A 2707-nucleotide genomic window follows, 5' to 3' on the forward strand; every position below is an offset into this window, starting at 1 on the left:
CAGATTGCCGCTGGCGGTGGTGTCGAGCGTGTGGAAGTCCGGATGCGCGTCGAGCCACAGCACGAACAGCGGGCGTCCGGCTTCGACAGCGCGGCGGGCGATGCCAGACACGGTCCCGGCGGATATCGAATGGTCGCCGCCGAGAAAGATCGGCATGGCATTCTCGCTCGCGGCGTAGGCGGCGTGAGCAATCGCGGATGTCCAGGCTGATATCTCGGGCAAGGCCTTCAGCGCCAAATTGCCATGCACGACGCGCCTCGCCGGAATTGCCTGGACGGCCCCCATATCCTCGACAGCGTGGCCGAGGCCGGACAGCACTTCAGCAAGTCCGGCCGTCCTGAGCGCACTTGGCCCCATCTCACATCCCATCCTGCCAGCGCCATCCTGCACTGGCGCCCCGACGATTGTGCAACGCATTGTCTTGTTTTCCCGCTGACCAAGTTCGAATGACCCGCGAGGAGATCATGGCGAGCCGGCGATATGAACAGGCAGAATTGGCAATTCGAAAAGCATTGTTTATCGTAATGGCAGCGAAATTGGCCAAAATGGTAATCCCGATGGATACGCTGGACGAACGGCTCGTGACCTTGCTTCGGCATGATGCGCGGCGCAGCGTGTCTGACCTCGCCGTCGACCTCGGCGTCTCGCGCGCCACAGTCAGGGCACGGATGGAGCGGCTGGAGCGATCCGGCGACATCATCGGCTACACGGTGGTGCTGCGCGCCGACGCCGTTGATCAGCGCATCCGGGGTATCATGCTGATTGAGATTGAGGGCCACGCCGCTGACCGCGTGGTGCGGGCACTGGGCGGCTTCCCTGAAGTCTCGACCATCCACACCACCAATGGCCGCTGGGACCTGGTGGTCGAGCTCGGGACCGCATCATTGACCGATTTCGATGCGGTGCTGCGGCGCATCCGGCTCATAGCCGGCATAACGGGCAGCGAAACTAGTCTGCTCCTGGCGACGCCGCGCACGACCCGGGCACGACTAACATAAAATCCGATCAAGGCCGACTGTGCGGGCGAGTGAGATGCAAACCAGCGCTTCTAACGATGCAGAGCTTCTCGGCCGGCCAGTTTCTGTTCGCCGTGAGCCCGACCGAAATAGGGTAGGACGAGAGCCGCTCACAGCTAGCCAACCTCACAGATCAACGCAAGTTCATCGCCGACAACTCCGCCACGCTGATGCGGGTTGGTGACGCTGGCAGTCCTAAGACCATTGCTGGATCTTATAATGCCCAGCGATCCGGAGGCCGTATTCGATCTCGCCTTTCACTAGGCTGCCCTCGCAACTCGGATCGTGTGCAGGGTTTCCGCTTGATATGCGAATATCGACGCAACATCTTCCAATCCTTGTGCCCCGTGACCAAAGCGACTTGTTCTATCGTGAAGAACCTTTTGACACTCACATCTATGCGGCGCGCGCTGCCAACAGCGCGTGGAGAGCCTCCGGCTTCAGATGGGTGTAGCGCTTCAACATTTTCCAGTCCTTGTGCCCAGTTACCAGCGCAACTTGTTCGATCGTGAATCCGGCCTCGAAAAGCCGACTCGTTCCTTCGTGCCGCAAATCATGAAAATGTAGGTCGTGGATGCTCAGGTCAGTGCATCCCCGACGGAAGGCGGTGCCGACTGACCTATGATTGAATGGGAAAATTCGATCATCGTCGTTGCTACGCTTTGCCCGCTGCTCCTCGACAATAGCCCATGCATCGTATCCAGTTGCCGCGAATAGCGGTATGCGCTGATTGTTGCCGTTCTTGTTCCGAGGGTCGTTCCGATCACGGATAAGAAGCATCCGCGTGCGAGATTCCAGGTCGGACCAACGCACCTTGCAGATCTCCTCCTGGCGCATCGCGGTTGCGACGGCGAAACGTATGATCTGGCTAAGCGGAGCAATTTGACGAGGGTTTGCATCGAAGTGACCGATGAGCCTGTCGAGTTCATCCTGCGTCGGCCGTCTGTCGCGCTGGTGGCCCTTTCCCAATGAGGCCAAGTCTCTTGAGGGCGATACGCGCGAGATCGACTGGTTCGACCTTGACGGGCAGGCCGTGAACTGCAGCGGCATGAGCCAGAATGAGTTTTATAGAGCCGATGTCGATACCGAGAGTCATCGGTCCGGCGCCTTGGTCGGCCCGGTCCCGACCAAAACGAATGAGCCGTTCGCGATCCAGGGCTACTATTTTGCACTTCCCCAGATGTCTTCGGAGCATATCGAGGGCTGCGGCCTTGGAGCGGCGAGGGGACTTGCCTACATCGCACATGTCGTCGATATGAAGGTCGATGAGTTCGCCGAAGGTTTTCAGGCGCGCTATACGGGACTTTGTCGGCGTCTCACCGCGATCGACTTGGCGCTCGGTTTCGGTTGCCCAGCGTCGTGCGTCCTCAGAAAGGTCTCGCTGGCGTAGCGACCTTTGCGACGGACTTGCACACGCCAGGAGCCGGACGAGAGTTTTGTGTAGGTGGCCATTTTTTCGTGTGCGCTCCGTGTGCACTGAAAGATCGAAACGTGGCGAAAAGGGTCGTATTCTGGCGTAAAGTGGCGTGGCCGCGCTTGCGTCTACCAAATTGATGTTAAAGAAAAAATGCTGAAAAATCAAGACCATAGCCTGGCTATTGCACCCATGCTGGACGGGGCGGAATAGTAATAAAATCCGATAGTTACGAGATGTTGCGTGCAAAAATCGCACACGTTCTGCTTCCCTTCTT

General features: G+C 58.6%; 3 protein-coding genes and 1 pseudogene. 1 reads left to right on the forward strand and 3 read right to left on the reverse strand.

The genetic code is table 11. The features are described 5' to 3' along the window. A partial coding sequence (locus tag NKI20_RS33440) for an arginase family protein (protein WP_352838241.1) occupies positions 1-417 on the reverse strand: 417 nt, incomplete at its 3' end. A 140-nt stretch (positions 418-557) separates the two neighbouring features. Here NKI20_RS33440 and NKI20_RS33445 point away from each other — a divergent pair. Next, a complete protein-coding gene (locus NKI20_RS33445; protein ID WP_095080404.1) occupies positions 558-998 on the forward strand; it encodes an Lrp/AsnC family transcriptional regulator in 441 nt (146 codons plus the stop codon). 414 nt (positions 999-1412) lie between these two features. Here the strand turns inward: NKI20_RS33445 and NKI20_RS33450 are convergent, their stop codons facing one another. Further along, entirely contained in the window at positions 1413-1985 is a 573-nt protein-coding gene (locus tag NKI20_RS33450; RefSeq protein ID WP_352838243.1) for a site-specific integrase, read from the reverse strand. Beyond that, positions 1942-2707: pseudogene (locus NKI20_RS33455) on the reverse strand (hypothetical protein); the annotation flags it as partial. The pseudogene NKI20_RS33455 and the gene NKI20_RS33450, both read right to left, overlap by 44 nt.

This window comes from Mesorhizobium sp. M0830, assembly GCF_040319965.1.
Taxonomy (GTDB): domain Bacteria; phylum Pseudomonadota; class Alphaproteobacteria; order Rhizobiales; family Rhizobiaceae; genus Mesorhizobium.

Coding starts and splice junctions, on each gene's coding strand:
- NKI20_RS33445 (WP_095080404.1), top strand. CDS start 558: ATGGATACGCTGGACGAACGGCTCGTGACCTTGCTTCGGCATGATGCG.